16 protein-coding genes are annotated in these 17,993 nt (G+C 65.2%); 10 read left to right on the top strand and 6 right to left on the bottom strand.

Annotated elements, in window-relative coordinates; translation table 11 throughout:
* The coding region (locus R3P93_RS04230) for a polysaccharide pyruvyl transferase family protein (RefSeq protein ID WP_317532461.1) at nucleotides 1-811 on the top strand (811 nt) is incomplete at its 5' end.
* 87 nt (nucleotides 812-898) lie between these two features.
* Nucleotides 899-1,357: a MaoC family dehydratase gene (locus tag R3P93_RS04225; protein WP_045195371.1), complete on the top strand. Its 459-nt coding sequence runs from the start codon at nucleotides 899-901 to the stop codon at nucleotides 1,355-1,357.
* Here R3P93_RS04225 and R3P93_RS04220 read toward each other — a convergent pair.
* The 5 genes from R3P93_RS04220 to hemE are packed head-to-tail and all read right to left on the bottom strand — an operon-like array spanning nucleotide 1,335 to nucleotide 7,496.
* Nucleotides 1,335-3,656 (bottom strand): molybdopterin-dependent oxidoreductase, encoded by a 2,322-nt coding sequence (locus tag R3P93_RS04220; RefSeq protein WP_317532460.1) that lies wholly within the window; start codon nucleotides 3,654-3,656, stop codon nucleotides 1,335-1,337. The genes R3P93_RS04225 and R3P93_RS04220 overlap by 23 nt on opposite strands.
* 13 nt (nucleotides 3,657-3,669) lie before the next feature.
* Entirely contained in the window at nucleotides 3,670-4,374 is a 705-nt protein-coding gene (locus R3P93_RS04215; protein ID WP_317532459.1) for an HAD family hydrolase, read from the bottom strand.
* On the bottom strand, nucleotides 4,371-5,066 hold the full coding sequence (gene hemQ, locus R3P93_RS04210) for a hydrogen peroxide-dependent heme synthase (RefSeq protein ID WP_032397941.1): 696 nt from the start codon (nucleotides 5,064-5,066) through the stop codon (nucleotides 4,371-4,373). Before hemQ ends, R3P93_RS04215 begins: the two co-directional genes overlap by 4 nt.
* Before the next feature lie 4 nt (nucleotides 5,067-5,070).
* The gene (locus tag R3P93_RS04205) at nucleotides 5,071-6,426 is read right to left on the bottom strand and encodes a protoporphyrinogen oxidase (RefSeq protein ID WP_317532458.1); all 1,356 of its coding nucleotides are present in this window, start codon (nucleotides 6,424-6,426) and stop codon (nucleotides 5,071-5,073) included.
* The gene (hemE, locus tag R3P93_RS04200) at nucleotides 6,423-7,496 is read right to left on the bottom strand and encodes a uroporphyrinogen decarboxylase (RefSeq protein WP_317532457.1); all 1,074 of its coding nucleotides are present in this window, start codon (nucleotides 7,494-7,496) and stop codon (nucleotides 6,423-6,425) included. Before hemE ends, R3P93_RS04205 begins: the two co-directional genes overlap by 4 nt.
* Nucleotides 7,497-7,621: 125 nt before the next feature.
* Between hemE and R3P93_RS04195 the strand changes: the two genes are divergently transcribed.
* The 8 genes from R3P93_RS04195 (at nucleotide 7,622) to R3P93_RS04160 (ending at nucleotide 16,632) form a co-directional block, all read left to right on the top strand.
* Nucleotides 7,622-8,221 (top strand): DUF3000 domain-containing protein, encoded by a 600-nt coding sequence (locus R3P93_RS04195; RefSeq protein ID WP_037189453.1) that lies wholly within the window; start codon nucleotides 7,622-7,624, stop codon nucleotides 8,219-8,221.
* Between the two features lie 40 nt (nucleotides 8,222-8,261).
* Complete coding sequence (locus tag R3P93_RS04190) at nucleotides 8,262-9,542, top strand: ribonuclease D (protein ID WP_317532456.1); 1,281 nt, start codon at nucleotides 8,262-8,264, stop codon at nucleotides 9,540-9,542.
* A gap of 72 nt (nucleotides 9,543-9,614) precedes the next feature.
* Nucleotides 9,615-10,841, top strand: coding sequence for a thiolase family protein (locus R3P93_RS04185; RefSeq protein ID WP_068050622.1), 1,227 nt, complete (start codon nucleotides 9,615-9,617; stop codon nucleotides 10,839-10,841).
* On the top strand, nucleotides 10,838-12,943 hold the full coding sequence (locus R3P93_RS04180) for a 3-hydroxyacyl-CoA dehydrogenase NAD-binding domain-containing protein (protein ID WP_317532455.1): 2,106 nt from the start codon (nucleotides 10,838-10,840) through the stop codon (nucleotides 12,941-12,943). Before R3P93_RS04185 ends, R3P93_RS04180 begins: the two co-directional genes overlap by 4 nt.
* Before the next feature lie 97 nt (nucleotides 12,944-13,040).
* On the top strand, nucleotides 13,041-13,901 hold the full coding sequence (gene sigJ, locus R3P93_RS04175) for an RNA polymerase sigma factor SigJ (protein WP_317532454.1): 861 nt from the start codon (nucleotides 13,041-13,043) through the stop codon (nucleotides 13,899-13,901).
* Nucleotides 13,902-13,994: 93 nt separating this feature from the next.
* Nucleotides 13,995-14,741, top strand: coding sequence for an SDR family oxidoreductase (locus R3P93_RS04170; RefSeq protein WP_094669055.1), 747 nt, complete (start codon nucleotides 13,995-13,997; stop codon nucleotides 14,739-14,741).
* 222 nt (nucleotides 14,742-14,963) lie between these two features.
* Complete coding sequence (locus R3P93_RS04165; RefSeq protein WP_094642001.1) at nucleotides 14,964-16,361, top strand: sugar porter family MFS transporter; 1,398 nt, start codon at nucleotides 14,964-14,966, stop codon at nucleotides 16,359-16,361.
* Nucleotide 16,362: 1 nt separating this feature from the next.
* Nucleotides 16,363-16,632 (top strand): YciI family protein, encoded by a 270-nt coding sequence (locus tag R3P93_RS04160; RefSeq protein WP_094642003.1) that lies wholly within the window; start codon nucleotides 16,363-16,365, stop codon nucleotides 16,630-16,632.
* Here the strand turns inward: R3P93_RS04160 and R3P93_RS04155 are convergent.
* Nucleotides 16,602-17,969, bottom strand: coding sequence for a glycosyltransferase 87 family protein (locus R3P93_RS04155; RefSeq protein ID WP_317532453.1), 1,368 nt, complete (start codon nucleotides 17,967-17,969; stop codon nucleotides 16,602-16,604). The genes R3P93_RS04160 and R3P93_RS04155 overlap by 31 nt on opposite strands.
* Nucleotides 17,970-17,993 lie beyond the last annotated feature (24 nt).

The following is a 17,993-nucleotide window of genomic DNA, read 5'->3' as shown; positions in this document are numbered from 1 at the left end:
CCACAACACGGGTACGACACGCCCGAGCTGCGGCTACGCCGCCTCACCGAATGTCCACCACCCCACGGGACTTACCCCGCCCGAACTGGTGAAATCACTGTTCGGGCAGAAATGTTCCTGGCGTCGTGCGAAGCGAAGCGACATGATCGGAGCAGGTTCCACTCTCGAAATGGTCCAGCTCATGCAGGCGCGGAAGGATCTCAAGGTCTGGGGTTCGGGATTCATGCTCAGCGAGACTGCCCACGAAAAAGACTTCAGCTACCCCGACTTCGACTTCTACGCTGTGCGCGGGCATCTGTCATCGAATCGCATCAAGTCCGAGCGCAAGGTCGCGGTCGGGGACCCCGGGCTGTTGGCGAACAGGGTCTATTCACGCTCCCCGCGGGTACCTGGACGAATCGGTCTCGTCTACCACTGGGTGCACAAGAAGGATCCCGTAGTGCTTGCGCTTGCGCGAGAAAAGAACGTGTCGTTGATCGACCCGTCCCGAAAGCCGGCCAAGGTCATCGCCGACATCACCGCATGTGACTTCGTGATGTCGACGAGTCTGCACGGCTTGATCGTCGCTGACTCCTTCGGCATCCCCAATGCGTGGATAGAGCTGACGCAGGATATCGGCGGCAACGGATACAAATTCGACGACTACTACTCAGTTTTCGGCCGAGAAGCGGTTCAGCATTCGTCGGACCTCGCGCGCGATCACGACAAGATCGCGCAGCTTCGGAGCGAGTATCGACCGGTCCCGAATCTGACGGAAATCCAGGACAATCTGATTGCCGCTTTTCCCTTCGCGACGCGCTGTACGGCCTGAATTCAGCAGACCGACAACGAAGCCGAACATCGCGCGCCGCGCTCGCTCACCTTCGAGCGTCCTACTACGACGGTGCATACTGTGAGTATGCGCACTTTCACCTCACCAGAGCAGATCAAAGCAGCCGTCGGGGAAGACCTCGGCACCAGTGACTGGCTGCAGATCACCCAGGAACGGGTCAACACCTTCGCCGACGCCACGGGCGATCACCAGTGGATCCACGTCGACGTCGAGCGGGCGAAGAAGGAGAGCCCGTTCGGCGCACCCATCGCCCACGGATTTCTGAGCCTGTCCCTGGTATCGATGCTCAACTGGCAGATCTACACCATCGAGAACACCAAGCTCGGAATCAACTACGGCTCCAACAAGGTTCGCTTCATCAACCCGGTGAAGGTGGGTGCGCACGTGCGCCTGCAGACCACCCTCGTCTCCGTCGAAGAGGTATCGGGCGGGGCGTTACAGATGGTGACGGCAGGAACGTTGCAGATCGAGGGCGAGGACAAGCCGGCGCTGGTCGCCGAGATCATCTCTCGGGTCGTGTTCTGACCCCGGACCGAGCAGGTGGATCGAACGCGGTGATCGGCGGCAACGGCTCGTCGTAGCGTTCGATCTCCACCAGCACGTGCTGGCCGGTGCAGCCGCGCGCGAGCGCCGACGAGCCCTCGTCCGCGGTGAGCACGTTCACGCTGCCGTGCACGCACATCGAATCGGGATCTGCCGGATCGAGCGGGTCGTACCACGCCCCGGTGGACAACTGTACGACCGATTCCAGCATCGCGTCGTCGACAACCACACCGGCCAGGCACGAGCCGCGGTCGTTGTACACCCGTACGACGTCGCCGTCCGACACTCCCCTGGCCCCGGCCGCCGACGAGTGCATTCTTATCGGCTCTCTACCCTCGATCTTCGAGTTACGGCTCACCGCACCGTGATCGAGCTGACTGTGCAGCCTGGTGCGCGGCTGGTTGGCGATCAGATGCAACGGGAACTGCTGCGCCCGGGGTCCACCGAGCCATTCCTGCGGCTCGAACCACATCGGATGCCCACGGCAGTCCTCGTAGTCGAACCCCGCCACGGTCGCCGAGAAGATCTCGATCTTTCCACTGGGGGTGCGCAGCGCGTTGCCCACCGGGTCGCGTCGAAAATCCTCGAAGAACGTCAGATCGTCCTCGGTCTTCATCCGAAACGAACCCTCGCGACGGAAATTGTCGTACTCCGGAGTATCGACGCCCCCGGCGCGCAGATATCCGCGCCACTGCTCGTACAGATGCTCGAGCCACTGTTGCGAGCTACGCCCCTCGGTGAACTGTTGCCCCACACCGAGTTTCGTAGCCAACTCCGCGAACGTGTCGTAGTCGTCGCGGGAGTCCGCGTACCGCGGGGCGGCCGGCTCCATCGCGACGAGCAAGGGATCGTTGCGTGTGCAGCTCAGATCCGATCGTTCCAACGACGTCGTCGACGGGACGACGACGTCGGCGTGCTTGGCCATCGGTGTCCAATACGGGTCGTGCACAACGACGGTGTCGGGCCTACCGAGAGCGCGACGCAGCCGCCCCAGATCCTGGTGGTGGTGGAACGGATTTCCGCCGGCCCAATAGACGATCTTGATATCGGGATAGGTCAATCGCCTACCGTCGTAGTCGAATTCGGCACCGGGATTCAGCAGCATGTCCGAGACCGCGGCGACCGGAATCAGGTCGGGAACGGGATTGACACCCTGCGGCAAGGTCGGCAACGGATACGGAACCGGTGCCAGACCCGGCTCGTTCATCGACCCGTAGCCGTGCCCGAATCCCCCACCCGGAACGCCGATCCGGCCCAGCATCGCCGCGAGTGTCACGCCCATCCACGGGGCCTGCTCACCGTGTCGCGTCCTCTGCAGTGACCAGGTGACCGTCACCATCGTGCGTTTCGACGCCATCTCCCGGGCAAGTTCCGCGATCAGGGCGGCCTCGACGCCGCAGATCGCCGACGCCCACTGCGGTGTCTTGGGAATTCCGTCCGTGATGCCGAGCAGATATCGCTCGAACTCGGGGTAGCCCTGGCAGTACTTCTCCAGAAACTTTGTGTCGTGCAGCTTTTCGTCGGCGAGCACGTGAGCCAGAGCCAGCATCATCGCCACGTCGGTACCGGGCCGCGGGGCGATCCAGCGCGCGTCGCCGTTCATGTCGTTGCGGAGCGGACTCACGGTGACGATCTGCCCACCGCGGGCGCGCATCGCGTCGAGCGAATCGACGGTCGGATGATCCGACGTACCGCCGTGATTGATGCCGGTGTTCTTCACCGGAACTCCGCCGAACGCCACCAACAACTCGGTGTGGGCGGCGATCACTTTCCAGGAGGTGGAGCGCGAGAACATCTTCCAATGCGCACCGAGGACGTGCGGCATGATGACCCCGGTCGCGCCCAGTGAGTAGCTGTGGACCGATCGCGTGTAACCGCCGATGCAGTTGAGAAAGCGATGCACCTGACTCTGCGCGTGATGGAAGCGTCCGGCACTCGCCCACCCGTACGACCCGCCGTAGATGGCCTTGTTGCCGAATGCGTCGACGACCCTGCGTAATTCGGCTGCCAGCAGATCGGTGAGCTCGTCCCACGAGACGTCGACGAACTCGTCACTGCCACGGGTGTCGGTCGGCCCCGGCCCGTGCTCGAGCCAGCCCCGGCGCACCGCCGGGGAGGTGACGCGCGATCGATGGGTCACCGACCCGACGAGGTTGCCCAACACCGGAGAAGGGTTGCTGTCGGTCACCTGGGGATGGATTGCGGTGACGTCACGTCCGTCCGACTCGGCGCGAAACATTCCCCAGTGGCCCATGTGCTGGACGCCGGCCACGCCAGTCATCGAACCACCCCGGTCATCGAATTCCGAACTCGCGCAGCGCCTTCAGTAGTGCATCGGGGCGCTGCGACGTCGGCACCGGATCGACGAGAGCGAAGTGGCATCCGATCTCTCGTGCCGCACCGTCGGCCTCGTCACTGTCGCCCACCATCAGCGTCACCGCGGGGTCCACACCCAACGCCGTCACTGCGTGCCGGAAGATCTCGGGCTGCGGCTTGACGTGACCGACCTCGAACGAAAGCACGAATTCGTCGACGAACCTGTCGAGACCGCGATCGACGAACGCGGGACGGATGTCGAATGCGATGTTGCTCAGGACGCCGATCCGAATCGATTCGGCAGCAAGCTTTTTCAGCACTCCTTCGGTATCCGGGTACGGCGTCCAAGAATCTGCGTCGATCACGCGACCGTAGACGGATTCTGCGTGCACCGGATCGGTGACACCGGACTGCGCGAGCACATGAAAATAGGCCTGCCGGTGCAGGGCCGGGTCGAGGTCTCGGTTTCGCCACGCATGACGCGTCGCATCGTCGAACTCGACCGTCTCCCCCACCGGTGCCGTCATACGGCGCATCAGTTCCGCCGCTCCCGCACCGTCGACGGGGGTGCCGTTGGCGTCGTGGATCCCGTCGAACCAGGAGGGATGTTCCTCGAGCCTGAACAACGTGCCCGAGAAGTCGAACAGAACGGCCTCGATCGCGGGTGCGCCCGTCGTCGTCACGGCAGGGATTCGACGAGCGCGTCCACCTCGACCCGAGGGCCGGTGAAGAACGGGGTCTCCTCGCGCACGTGTCGCCTCGCCTCGGTGGCCCGCAGGTCACGCATCAGGTCCACGATGCGATCGAGTTCGGGAGCTTCGAAGGCCAGGATCCACTCGTAGTCGCCGAGTGCGAACGACGGCACGGTGTTCGCACGCACGTCCTTGTAGTCGCGTGCGGCCTTGCCGTGATCGGCGAGCATCGTGCGACGCTCGTCGTCGGGCAGCAGGTACCAATCGATCGAGCGGACGAACGGGTAGACGCAGATGTACGCGCCCGGATCCTCGCCGGCGATGAACGCCGGAACGTGGCTCTTGTTGAATTCGGCCGGGCGGTGCAACGCGGTGTTGCTCCACACCGGAGTACTCGCCTTGCCCAGTGCGGTGGTGCGACGGAAATCGGAGTACGTCGCCTGGAGATCCTCGATGCGCTCGGCGTGCGTCCACACCATGAAGTCGGCGTCGGCGCGCATACCGGCGATGTCGTACACCCCGCGCACCGCGACACCCTTGTCTTCACGACCTTCGAAGAACACCTTCGCTTCCTTGGCAGCCGCGGCCCGATCCTCGCCGAGAACGCCGGGCGTGACCTTGTAGACCGAGAACATCAAGTAGCGAAGAGTCGAGTTGAGCGCTGAGTAATCGAGGCGTGCCATGGCCCTATCGTGCCACTTCGATCAGACGGGCGGCAGCGGTGGTGGCGGACGCAATACACGCGGGCACCCCCACACCGCGCTGCCAGGCCCCGGTGACCTCGAGACCGGGTAGGTCGGCGACTCCTGCATCGATGGCGGCGACGCGATCGAGGTGCCCCGGCGCGTACTGCGGTAGGCCTCCCGGCCAGCGCTGCACGGTCGCAGCGAGCGGCTGCGCGTCGATGTTCGCCACCGTCGCGAGATCCGCGAGCGCGATCTGGATCGACTCCGCGTCGGATCGGTCCGACGCCGTCGTATCACCGAAGCGGCCGAGCGAGGCCCGCAGCAGTACCGCGTCACGCTCCTCCAGATGCGGCCACTTGCGGCTCGACAGGGTGAATGCCTTCACATCCAAGCCCGCGTCGGTGGCCACCAGGATTCCCGAATTCTGCGGCAGCTCGGTCGTCTTGGGAAAAGCGAGCGCGACGACAACAGAGGACGCGAGATCGATGTTCCGCGCGGCCTGCGACGCCGCGGGCGCCACCTCGGCGATGAGCCGACCGAGAATCGGCGCAGGGACCGCCAGCACCACGCCGTCGACGCGTCCGACTCCTTCGACGAACCATCCGCCGGACTCGCGGCGGATCTCACCGACGCCTGCACCGACCACCGTCCGGGCATCGGTTGCAGCGACGAGGGCATCGAGCAACACCGCGTAACCGTCGCGCAGCCCGCCGAACACCGGCCCCGGCGACGGGGTTGGCAGCGCTGCCAGCACTGCCTCGGTCAGGTTGGCTGCTCCACCGTCCAACGCGGCAGCCAACGTGGGCAGTGCCGCACGGATGCCGATCGAGCTCGACGAACCGGAGTACACGCCGCCGAGCAGCGGATCGACCGAACGGCTGACCACCTGGGAGCCGAACCTGGTGCCCACGAGATCCGCCACACTGACGTCCGAACCCGCGGTCCAGGCGAAGGGCCGAGAGGTCTCGGTCTCGATGAGGTGCAGGTCCTCGGGGTCCACCAGATCCCGTACCGAATCGGCGGACGACGGGATGCCCATCAGAGTGCCGACCGGGAGCGCGTGAGTTCGACCGCCGGAATAGACGAGCGGACGGACCGGCGCCGGGTAGACCAGCTGATCCGACAGACCGAGCTCGGCGAGCAGAGCGGGCACTTCGGGACGTCGACCGATGAATGCCTCCGCACCGACGTCGAGCGAGTCCGCGCCGACCGCGGTGGTGCGCAGCGTGCCGCCGAGACGCGACGACGCCTCGACGACAGTGATCTCGGCACCCGACCCGCAGGACTGCCGAAGGCGATACGCCGCGACGAGGCCGGAGATTCCGCCGCCGACCACGGCGTACCGCCGAACCGTCACAACGAATGCACCAGCGAGACCACCCGGGTCAGAATCTCCGGATCGGTATCGGGGAGCACTCCGTGCCCGAGGTTGAACACATGTCCGCGAGCACCGGCCGCCAGCGCGCGATCCGCCTCGGCGGTGATGCGTCGAACCTCTGCCTCGACCGCATCCCAGCCCGCGAACAGCACCGCGGGATCGAGATTTCCCTGCAGCACCTTGCCGCCGCCCACGCGATGCACGGCGTCGTCGAGTGGGATTCGCCAGTCGACACCGACCACGTCGGCACCGGCCTCACCCATCGCCCCGAGCAACTCGCCGGTTCCGACGCCGAAGTGGATCTTGGGTACACCGGCCGAGGACACGGCGTCGAACACGCGCGTCGAATGCGGCAGCACGTACTCGCGGTAGTCGGCGAGCGAAAGCGCACCCGCCCAGGAGTCGAACACCTGCACTGCGTCGACGCCTGCGGCGAGCTGAGCCTGCAGGAAGGTGATCGTCGTGGTGGCCAGTGCGTCGAGCAGGGCGTGCCAGGTCGCCGGATCGGACCGCATGAGCGCCTTGGTCTTTTCGTGATTGCGGCTCGGGCCACCCTCGACCAGATACGACGCGAGGGTGAACGGTGCGCCCGCGAAACCGATGAGCGGCGTACCGGCCAGTTCACGGGTGAGGATCCGCACCGCATCGGCCACCGGCTCCACCTGATCGGCGGTCAGGATCGGCAGTGCGGCGACATCGGCAGCCGACCGCACCGGCTGCGCGACGACCGGTCCGGTGCCTGCGACGATGTCGAGATCGATACCGGCGGCCTTGAGCGGAACGACGATGTCCGAGAACAGGATTGCCGCGTCCACGTCGTGCCGACGAACAGGTTGCAGGGTGATCTCGGCCACGAGGTCGGGTCGGAAGCACGAATCCAACATGCCGATGCCGGCGCGAATCTTGCGGTACTCGGGCAGCGACCTACCGGCCTGGCGCATGAACCACACCGGCCGACGCGAGGGAGCTCGACCCGCGATCGCGGCCAGGAACGGCGCGTCCGGGAGTTCTCGACGGGCGGGGGCTGTGGCGTGCGGTTCGGCGTTCATCGTCTTCCATGCTGCCACGCGGGAGAATTGCTTCTACCACCAAGGGCGACACACCCACGTCGGTTCCATCACGACTCGGCGCGCCTCCGCCTCCGGGCAACGTGACGCGTCTAACGTCCGGTGACGTGACCGAATCCCAATCCACCGCCGAACCTGCGCCGTTCCGCGCCGCCATCGACGCGATGCATCGGGCTCAGGTACACCCGGCGATCGAAATCGGTCCGATCCGGCCGCCGCAGCGTCTCGCTCCCTACAGCTACGCGATCGGTGCCGAGGTCAAGCATCCCGATTCCGACCAGGTCGACGAGCAGAGTGACGGCGACGCCTTCGGCCGCCTGATCCTGCTGTACGACCCCGACGGTGCCGAGGCATGGAACGGCACCCTCCGATTGGTCGCGTACATCCAGGCGGACGTCGACGAATCCCTCGCCGACGATCCCCTGCTCCCCGAGGTCGGTTGGAGTTGGCTGGTCGACGCACTGGAGTCGCGGTCGGAACCGCTCAACGCACTGGGCGGCACGGTCACCTCGACCAGCTCGGTGCGCTACGGCGACATCGCCGGGCCACCCAAGGCCCACCAGCTCGAACTACGCGCCTCGTGGACGGCCACGTCCGAGGACCTCTCGACGCACGTCGAGGCGTTCTGCGAGGTGCTCGCCTACGCCGCCGGTTTGCCGCCCGCGGGCATCACCACCCTCGGCCAGCGCAGTTCCAGCCGGACATAGTGGGCGGTCCTTCCACCCGCAGGGCTTAGAGTCACATCTCATGTCAGCCGAGAGTTCTCCCGAGACCACGCCGGACGACGAGGCGAACGAGCCTGTCGCCGTTCCGCTACTGGCCCCGGCTGACGGCGTACCCGACGTGGTCGACACGCCCGACGCCGTGCGCGCGGCTGCCGCCCTTCTCGCATCGGGTCACGGCCCCCTCGCCGTCGACGCCGAACGTGCGTCGGGCTTCCGCTACTCCCAGCGCGCCTACCTCCTGCAGTTCCGTCGCCGCGGCGCAGGCACGGTTCTGCTCGATCCGATCCCGGTCACCGGCGACCTCGCTCCGCTCGCCGAGGTGATCAACCCGCTCGAGTGGGTACTGCACTCCGCAGATCAGGACCTGCCGGGACTCGCCGAGCTCGGCCTGGTACCCGCCACGCTCTACGACACCGAACTCGCAGGCCGCCTCGCCGGATTCGATCGAGTGGGGCTCGGAGCCATCGTCGAACGCACCCTCGGACTGGCCTTGCAGAAAGGCCACGGAGCGGCCGATTGGTCCACCCGGCCGCTACCCGACACCTGGCTCAACTACGCAGCACTCGACGTCGAGGTTCTGCTCGAGCTGCGCGACGCAATGGCCGAAGAGCTCGAACAGCAGGGCAAAACCGAATGGGCCGCACAGGAATTCGCCCACATCCTCACCCTCGGGCCACCCAAACCCAAGACCGACAGGTGGCGTCGGACATCGGGGATCCATGCGATCAAATCTCCCCGCACTCTTGCTGCCGTTCGCGAATTGTGGAGCACCCGAGACGAACTGGCGGCCAAGCGTGACGTGGCACCGAGCCGGGTGTTGCCCGACTCGGCCATCGTGGCGGCCGCAACGGCGGACCCGAAATCCGCGCGCGAGCTCGAGCAGCTACCGGTCTTCGGCGGTCCACGTCAGCGCAGATCGTCCCGATTGTGGGCCTCGGCCCTGACCCGTGCGCGGGCGCTCCCGACATCCGAACTGCCCTCGATGGCAGCGTCTTTCGACGGTCCACCCCCGGTCAATCGGTGGGCTCGCCGCGATCCCGATGCAGCAGCGCGACTCGCCGAGGTACGAGCGGCGATGACCGAGCTCAGCGAATCGGTGTCGGTGCCGGTCGAGAATCTGTTGATGCCGGATCTGCTGCGCCGCCTGGTGTGGGATTGGCAGAGTCCGGTCGATCCCGACGTCGACCCGGCCGAGCTGATCGAGGCCCGACTGGCCGACGGCGGGGCCCGGCCCTGGCAGCGAACCCTGGTGGTGCCGGTACTGACGAAGGCACTGCACCCTTCCCAAGTTACCGACGGGTAATACCCGCTACAGTAGGGGTCGCGTCCGGGCACCCGGGCGAGTCGTCCGCATCTGTCGGGAGGATCGAAAAGCGTGTCTGTACCCGCGTCCACCAGCTCACAGAGGAATGTTGTCTTCGTCGACGGCATCCGTACCCCGTTCGGCAAAGCAGGCCCCAAGGGCATGTACGCCGACACTCGCGCAGACGACCTCGTCGTCAAGGCAATCCGCGAACTCCTTCGCAAGAACCCCAACCTCCCTCCCGAGCGCATCGACGAGGTCGCGATCGCCGCGACCACGCAGACCGGTGACCAGGGCCTGACCATCGGCCGTACGTCCGCACTGCTCGCCGGCCTCCCCCGCAGCGTCCCCGGATTCGCGATCGACCGCATGTGCGCAGGCGCGATGACCTCGGTGACCACCACCGGGTCGGGCATCGGCTTCGGCCAGTACGACGTGGTGATCGCCGGTGGCGTCGAGCACATGGGCCGCCACCCGATGGGTGAAGGCGTAGACCCCAACCCGCGTTTCCTCGCCGACAAGCTCGTCGATCCCAGCGCGCTGGTGATGGGCAACACCGCCGAGAATCTGCACGACCGGTTCCCGAGCATCACCAAGGACCGCACCGACGCGTACGCCGTCGCCAGCCAGAACAAGTACGACGCCGCCAAGAAGGCCGGCTTCATCGCCGACACCCTTGTGCCCGTCGCCACCAAATCCGCCGCAGGATGGGGCCTGGCCACCGAGGACGAGCCGCCTCGCCCCGGCACCACCGTCGAAGATCTCGCCAAGCTCAAGACGCCGTTCCGTCCCGCCGGTCGCGTCACCGCAGGCAACGCCGCAGGACTCAACGACGGTGCCACCGCCGCGATCCTGGCCGGCGAGGACACCGCGCACGAACTCGGCCTGAACATCGGTATGCGCATGGTCGGCTTCAGCTTCGCCGGCGTCGATCCCGCCGTCATGGGCATCGGACCGGTCCCCGCGACCGAGAAGTTGCTCGGCCGAACCGGATTGAGCATCGACGACATCGGCCTGTTCGAGATCAACGAGGCCTTTGCCATCCAGGTCCTCGCGTTCCTCGAGCACTACGGCATCGCCGACGACGATCCGCGCGTCAACCAGTGGGGCGGCGCCATCGCGTGTGGCCACCCCCTCGCATCCTCGGGTGTTCGCCTGATGACGCAGCTGAGCCGCCAGTTCGCTCAGCAGCCCGACGTCCGCTACGGCTTGACGACCATGTGCATCGGTCTCGGCATGGGCGGCACCGTCATCTGGGAGAACCCCAACCACGCTGACTATTCAGGAGCGAAGGCATGAGCGACATCACCACAGCGTTCAGCGACGAGGTAGTCACGAACGCGTTCACGAAGCTTGTCTCCGTACCGGGGCTCGACGGCTCTATCGCCCTGGTGACCTTGGACAACGGCTTCGATCACACCAAGCCGTCGACCTTCGGTCCCGGTGGACTGGCCAAGTTCGACGCCGCCCTCGACGAGGCATTCGCGGCGAACCCGGTGGCCATCGCCGTCACCGGTAAGCCGTTCATCTTCGCCGTCGGTGCCGACCTCAACGGTGTGCCGAACATCAAGACCAAGGACGAGGCGCTGCAGATCGGGCAGCTCGGTCACAAGGTCTTCCGACGCCTGCGCGAGTCGACCGTTCCGACGTTCGCCTTCATCAACGGTGCCGCACTCGGTGGTGGCCTCGAAGTGGGACTGCACTCGCACTACCGGACCGTCGCGGAGAACGCTGCCGCACTCGGTCTTCCCGAGGCTTTCCTCGGCCTGGTGCCGGGATGGGGTGGAACTCAGTTGCTGCCCAACATCATCGGAGCCTCCAACGCCGTCACCGTCGTCATCGAGAACGCACTGAACCAGAACCGCGTCCTCAAGCCGCAGCAGGCACTCGACCTCGGTATTGCCGACGCGCTCTTCGGCGGAGCCGACTTCCTCGAGCAGTCCCTCGCGTGGGCTGCTCAGGTCGTCAAGGGCGAGATCACCCCTGCCCGACCCGAGATCGACCGCGGGCAGGCCTGGGACGACGCCATCGCCCGCGCCAAGGGCATCGTCGCGGGCAAGACCAACAACTTCGCCCCCGGCCCCGTCGCCGCGGTGGAGCTGCTCGAGCTCGCCAAGAGCACCGACATCACCGACTCGGCCTCACTCGACAAGGCCTTCGCGGCCGAGGACGAGGCCCTGTCCACGTTGTTGGTCAAGGACGAGCTTCGCGCCGGGCTGTACGCCTTCGATCTGGTGCAGAAGCGCGCCAAGCGTCCCGCCGGTGCACCCGACAAGTCGTTGGCGCGCAAGATCTCCGGCGTCGGCATCGTCGGTGCCGGCCTGATGGCCAGCCAGCTCGCACTGCTGTTCGTTCGGCAGCTGAAGGTGCCGGTGATCCTCACCGACATCGATCAGGAGCGCATCGACAAGGGCGTCGGCTACGTCCACGGCGAGATCGACAAGCTGCTCGGCAAGAAGCGCCTGTCCCCCGATGCCGCAAATCGGTTGAAGGCGTTGGTGTCCGGCTCGATCAACAAGTCCGCGTTCGCGAAGACGGATTTCGTCATCGAGGCCGTGTTCGAGAACCTGGACGTGAAGAAAAAGGTGTTTGCCGAAGTCGAGGAGTTCGTCTCTGCCGACACGATTCTCGCGACCAATACGTCGTCGTTGTCGATCACGAAGATGGCGGCCGACCTGAAACACCCCGAGCGCGTCGTGGGCTTCCACTTCTTCAACCCGGTCGCAGTGCTGCCACTGCTCGAGGTCGTCAAGGGTGAGAAGACCGACGATGCCACTCTCGCAACGGCATTCGCAACGGCCAAGACCCTCAAGAAGTCGGCCGTACTGTCGGCGGATCTCCCCGGATTCGTCTTCAACCGTCTCGTCACTCGCGCGTCGAACGAGATCATCAGCGCCATCGACGAGGGCACCCCGTTCGATGTCGCCGACGGCGCTGTGGGCGAACTCGGCATGCCGATGAGCCCGCTCACGTTGCTGGCACTCGTCGGACCGGCCGTGGCACTGCACACCGCCGAAACCCTCGCCGAGGCATACCCGGAGCGATTCAAGGACTCCGCCGGATTCCGCGCACTCGTCGAGGCGAAGAAGCCGGGTGTGTGGACCTACGGACCCGAGGGCCAGGTCGTCGATCCCGAGGTCGCCGCACTGTGGCCGCAGGGCGATTCGCCGTCGACCGCCGAGCAGGTGCTCGAGCGCACCCGCAACGCGATCGCCGACGAGATCAAGATCATGCTCGACGAGGGTGTTGTGGCAGCAGCCGAGGACATCGACCTCTGCCTGCTGCTCGGCGGCGGCTTCGGCTTCTGGAACGGCGGCATCACTCCGTACCTGGACCGTAGTGGGGCCTCCGAGGCCGCCACCGGTCAGCGCTTCCTCGCTCCGGGCGTAGCCAGCGTCTAGCACTGCCCGCCGAGTTCGAGGTCGTGGACGGATTTCTCCGGATTTTCGTCCATGACCTCGAACTCGGCTTTTTCGTGTCGAGATAAGGTCTGACCCGATGAACAGCGAACGCAGTCGGTTGATCGGAATCGGCTACCGCATGCTGGGTTCCTACAGCGACGCCGAAGACGCCGCCTCCGAGGCTCTCGTTCGCTGGTACCGACTCACCGACGCCGAACGTGACGCCATCGACGTCCCGGCGGCGTGGCTCACCCGAGTGGTAGGTCGCATCTGCCTCGACGTACTGAGTTCTGCTCGCGCTCGACGCGAGAACTACGTCGGTCAGTGGTTGCCGGAACCGGTCCCCGGCGCCGATTCCTGCGACGCGGCCACGATGGACCCGGCCGACCGAGTAGTGCAACAGGATTCGGTGACCCTCGCGCTGCTCGTCGTGCTCGAGTCGCTCGGTCCGGCGCAGCGAGTCGCCTTCGTACTGCACGACGCGTTCGCCGTCCCGTTCGACGAGATCGCCACCGTCCTGGATCGATCACCGGCCGCCTGCCGCCAACTCGCCTCTGCCGCACGAGCTCACGTGCATTCCCGTCACCGCTCCGTCGCCGACCCCATCGACCACGACCGCGTCGTGCGGGCTTTCGCGTCGGCCTCGGCGGGCGGAGATCTCGCATCCCTCGTCTCGGTGCTCGCGCCCGACGTCGCCCTCGTCAGTGACGGCGGCGGCCACGTCTCCGCGGCCCGCAACGCCGTCCTCGGATCCGATCGAGTCGCTCGGTTCGTTCGCGGCATCACCGCCAAGTCGACCGACCTCGAGTGGTCCATCGAACCCGTCAACGGCCTGTCGGGCATCGTGATGCGGCGCGGCAGCGCGGTGTTCGGCGTCATCGGGTTCGACGTCGCCGACGGCGTGGTCTCGAGCGTCTGGATCGTGCTCAATCCGGACAAACTCCGGCGTTGGGTCTGATGCACGCCATACATTCGTCGCGGCTGTGTCGTCAGAGAGTAGAGGCCCGCCACACGCGGTCCGATCAACTCTCGAGAAACAGGTGGATACGCGATGAAGCTAGCCGTAGCCGGGGGAACCGGAACAGTCGGAGTGCACGTGGTCGAGGTTGCGCGTGAACGCGGCCACGACGTGGTCGTTCTGTCGCGATCTGCGGGTGTGGATCTCGTCACCGGGGCAGGACTGTCCGACGCCATGTCCGGAGTCGAGGCGGTCGTGGACGTCGCGTCGACGCGGACGGTCTCGGCGAAAGAGTCGACGGCGTTCTTCGCCGCCGTCACGCGAAACCTGCTCGAGGCGGAGAGCGCGGCCTGTGTCGGCCATCACCTGGCGCTGTCGATCGTCGGAATAGACGAGGCACCGCACGGCTACTACGCCGGAAAGGTGGAGCAGGAGAGCCTCGTTCGTGCTGGAGCAGTGCCCTGGACAATTCTTCGAGCCACTCAGTTCCACGAGTTCGCCGGCCAGATCCGCGCGCAGGCGTCGTTCGGTCCGGTGAGCATCATCCCGAAAATGGTCTCGCAACCGATCGCGGCCCGCGAGGTCGCCGAACGACTGATCGACCTCGCGGAGCGGTCCCCGGCAGGTCGGGTCGCCGATCTCGGTGGACCACGTGAGGAACGCATGGCCGAGATGGTGAGGCGCTACGCACGGGCCATCGGTGCTCGCGGCCTGGTGCTCGAGGTCCCGATCCCCGGCGCGTACGGTCGCGCGATGCGAGACGGAACGCTGGTCACCACGACCGAGTCGGATCACGGTCTCCAGACCTTCGATCAATGGTCGGCCGCCCAGGCGCGCTAGCCACCTGCCGCCGAACTCGAAGCTGTGGACGACTTTCGGCAGTTTTCCGTCCACAACTTCGAGTTCGACAGACGGAATATCGGACAATTCACCTTTTTCGGTGAGCCGATTCCTGTACGCCACGAATATCGAGTCGATTTCGCTCCCATTCCGTCGGTGCGAGGACGATGATGGCGATCGACCACCAAGGATGCTGGTTCACCTCGAAAGCTGGGTCACGTGATGACGCAATCCACCGATCGGCACACTGCCAAAGTCATCGGAGTCACGATTGCCGCCGCTGTCGGCGGCTTCCTGTTCGGGTTCGATTCGTCCGTCGTCAACGGCGCGGTGGACTCCATCCAGGAGAACTTCGCACTGTCGTCGTTCGTCACCGGCTTCGCAGTGGCCATCGCACTTCTCGGTTGTGCGGTCGGTGCCTGGTTCGCCGGCCGGCTCGCCGACAGCTGGGGCCGAAAGAAGGTGATGCTGCTCGGTTCCGCACTGTTCACCATCTCGTCGGTGGGATCCGGATTCGCGTTCAGCGTCCCGGATCTCATGCTCTGGCGTGTACTCGGCGGCCTGGGCATCGGCATCGCATCGGTGATTGCGCCCGCATACATCTCGGAGATAGCCCCGGCCCGCTATCGAGGTGGATTGGCCTCGCTGCAGCAGCTGGCCATCACCATCGGAATCTTCGCTGCTCTGCTGTCGGACGCGGTGCTGCAGAACGCGGCAGGTGGGCCGTCGAACGACCTGTGGTTCGGACTCGAGGCCTGGCGATGGATGTTCCTCGTCGGCGTCGCACCGGCACTCGTCTACGGCTTTCTCGCCACGCTGATTCCCGAGTCGCCCCGATACCTCGTCGGAAAACATCTCGACGAGGAAGCGGCCCGCATTCTGGGAGACATCACCGGGGAGGTGAACCCGAACGAGAGGGTGAAACAGATCCGACTGACCTTGCGTCGGGAATCGAAATCATCCTTCGCCGATATCCGTGGACCGAAGTTCGGGCTGCACCCGATCGTCTGGGTCGGTATCACCATGGCGATCCTGCAGCAGTTCGTCGGAATCAACGCGATCTTTTACTATTCGACGACTCTGTGGAAGTCCGTCGGCTTCAGCGAGAATCAATCGTTCGTCACCTCGGTCATCACTTCGGTCATCAATGTCACGATGACATTCGTCGCCATCTTGTTCGTCGACCGATTCGGCCGACGAAATCTGCTCATGATCGGCTCGATCGGAATGTTCGTCGGCCTCGTACTCGCGGCCGTCTCGTTCAGCCAGGCAGTGGGTAGCGGGGACCAACTCGAATTGCCGTCGCCCTGGGGCCCTGTGGCTCTCGTCGGTGCCAACCTTTTCGTCGTGTTCTTCGCCGCAACCTGGGGCCCGATCATGTGGGTGATGCTCGGAGAGATGTTCCCCAACCGAATGCGAGCAGTCGCACTCGGTATCAGTACTGCCGCGAACTGGATTGCCAACTTCGCCATCACACTCGCGTTTCCGCCGTTGTCCGACACCATCGGACTCGGATTCATCTATTCGTTCTTTGCGTTCTTCGCGATCGTGTCCTTCTTCTTCGTCAAGTACAAGATCAAGGAAACCAAAGGAATGGAGCTCGAGGACATGGAGATCTGACATGCCGATGTTCGTCGTCGAATACGCGTACACCCCCGAGACCTCCTCGGGCCGTGACGATCACCGCACCGATCACCGCGCCTGGTTGCGAGAACTCGAGCGCCGCAAGATCCTCCGATCGTCGAGCCCGCTCGCCGATCACAGTGGTGCCACGATGATCGTCGAAGGCACCGACAAAGCAAGTGTGGAGCGGATGTTCGCACACGACCCCTTCGCCCTGGCCCATCTGATAGATCGCGTTCAGATCGAAGAATTGGCCGCCGGGACGTAACGGATCGTCGAGTCCTTGCGCAATCCTGTCGCCGCTACCGCCAGAACGATCACGTAGACAACGCAATACGCGTTCCGCAGTCCTCCGTCGAGAATCGGCGATACGGACTGCATGAACGTGCCGATCACCACCACATCGGCCTGAGTGCGATACCAGGCCACGAAAGGCGCAGTCGCGGCGAGCACTCCGAGAACACGGAGGATGCGGTGTCGTGTGCTCGACCGCGAACACGCGTCGAGTCCGATCACCAGCAACGGAACGCACCACACCCAGTGATGGCCCCAGGAGAACGGCGAAACCATCGGGGCCGTGAGACCGCACAGCGTCATCGCCAGCAGTGTTCTACCCGCCCGGTGAGCTCGATACGACACCCACATGCCTGCGGCAAGGACAACCACCGCCACCGGCAACCACACCAACACAGGCGGATGCTCGGTTCCCCACGCCCGCGCCACCATCCCCCGAACCGACTGATTCGCGGGAGACGTGGTCGACCCCACCCGGTCCGAAGCGAGGATCGCGGAGGTCCAATAGCGCCACGCGTCGGAAAACACGACCACGAACCCGATCAGCACCGTGACAAGACCGGTGACGGCCGCGGTCCATGCCGTTCGCCACTGCTTCTGCACGATCGACATGACGACGAACAGGCCCGGGGTCAGCTTCAGACCGGCCGCAATTCCGACACCGAACCCTCGGAACCTACTGCCCTCGGGCCGACCGAGATCCCACAGCACCAAGGCGAGCAACAGCAGATTGATCTGGCCCAACCACAGCGACATGCGCACCGGCTCGAGCCACGAGCAGCCCACTGCAAGAGCCACACTCACCACCTTGGTCCGCGTGCTGTTCTCGTAACCGAGTCGACGCCAGCTGAGATAGACCACTCCGTAGAGCAACACGACGTTGGATATGTTCAGAAGCAATCCGGTGGCGGTATCGGACAGCAAGCCCAGAGGCGCGAACAGCACCGCGGCGAACGGCGGATACGTGAACGGCAGCGTGCCGAACAACGAGAACGAGTACAGCCCTTCGCCACTGAGCACGGTTGCGCCGCCGTGCCGGTAGACGAGAGCGTCGACACCGTTGCCGAACAATCCGTACAACGAGTCGAACGACAGCAAACGATCGTGAGCAGCGAATGCCACCACACCGATCACTGCCGACATCGCCACGAACCACCGCGAATGCCGTCGCTCCACCCCGTCGTTCCGGGAATCCAGAGCAGGAGTGCAATCCACGGGTTCGACGGCAGCCCAGTCGGAGTCACCGTCGCCGAGAGCCGGATCGATTCGGCTGTCCGAGACGTCGGTTCTACCGTCGAAGACGAGGGTCATGGACAAAACATGCCAGTCGTCCCG

This window comes from Rhodococcus cerastii, from assembly GCF_033042195.1.
GTDB lineage: Bacteria > Actinomycetota > Actinomycetes > Mycobacteriales > Mycobacteriaceae > Rhodococcoides.
Note: the sequence above shows the minus strand (reverse complement) of the source record. Positions and strands in the feature narration are given on the sequence as shown.

Coding starts and splice junctions, on each gene's coding strand:
- R3P93_RS04225 (WP_045195371.1), top strand. CDS start 899: ATGCGCACTTTCACCTCACCAGAGCAGATCAAAGCAGCCGTCGGGGAA.
- R3P93_RS04220 (WP_317532460.1), bottom strand. CDS start 3,656: ATGACTGGCGTGGCCGGCGTCCAGCACATGGGCCACTGGGGAATGTTT.
- hemQ (WP_032397941.1), bottom strand. CDS start 5,066: ATGGCACGCCTCGATTACTCAGCGCTCAACTCGACTCTTCGCTACTTG.
- hemE (WP_317532457.1), bottom strand. CDS start 7,496: ATGAACGCCGAACCGCACGCCACAGCCCCCGCCCGTCGAGAACTCCCG.
- R3P93_RS04190 (WP_317532456.1), top strand. CDS start 8,262: ATGTCAGCCGAGAGTTCTCCCGAGACCACGCCGGACGACGAGGCGAAC.
- R3P93_RS04180 (WP_317532455.1), top strand. CDS start 10,838: ATGAGCGACATCACCACAGCGTTCAGCGACGAGGTAGTCACGAACGCG.
- sigJ (WP_317532454.1), top strand. CDS start 13,041: ATGAACAGCGAACGCAGTCGGTTGATCGGAATCGGCTACCGCATGCTG.
- R3P93_RS04170 (WP_094669055.1), top strand. CDS start 13,995: ATGAAGCTAGCCGTAGCCGGGGGAACCGGAACAGTCGGAGTGCACGTG.
- R3P93_RS04165 (WP_094642001.1), top strand. CDS start 14,964: ATGACGCAATCCACCGATCGGCACACTGCCAAAGTCATCGGAGTCACG.
- R3P93_RS04160 (WP_094642003.1), top strand. CDS start 16,363: ATGCCGATGTTCGTCGTCGAATACGCGTACACCCCCGAGACCTCCTCG.
- R3P93_RS04155 (WP_317532453.1), bottom strand. CDS start 17,969: ATGACCCTCGTCTTCGACGGTAGAACCGACGTCTCGGACAGCCGAATC.